The sequence below is a fragment of the Pseudomonas sp. FSL W7-0098 genome (genome assembly GCF_005930585.1).
Taxonomy (GTDB): Bacteria; Pseudomonadota; Gammaproteobacteria; order Pseudomonadales; family Pseudomonadaceae; genus Aquipseudomonas; species Aquipseudomonas bubulae.
In genome coordinates, this window is the sequence record NZ_RXHW01000031.1 from 1 (window position 1) to 281 (window position 281).

Annotated in this window: 1 protein-coding gene; it reads right to left on the minus strand. The window is 42.7% G+C overall.

Annotated features, from left to right (window positions below):
- Positions 1-264: relaxase/mobilization nuclease domain-containing protein (locus FHL07_RS23555; protein WP_202979110.1), on the minus strand; the 264-nt coding region annotated here is incomplete at its 3' end.
- Positions 265-281: the final 17 nt, after the last annotated feature.

Here is a 281-nt window from a genome sequence, read left to right on the forward strand (position 1 = left end):
TTCAACGCCTAAATCATTGGCTTTTTGCCAGTCTTTTTGAACTTTCGGATTCAGTTCATCTAAGGCGAAAGATTGGGTAATACGCAAGACTTGATTGGATTCTTTGGTTTGGTTATGAAGTTGTCGAATGACATCAAATTGTTCTTTGGCGATAAAGGGATCAATCCCGTTGGTTCCACCCACGGCAACTGCCCGACAATTTGTCAGCTCCACAGGACGTTCCAATTGATGGTCTTGTAGCCACTGTTCAGTTTTTTCATGCATAGGTCTGTCTTGACCTA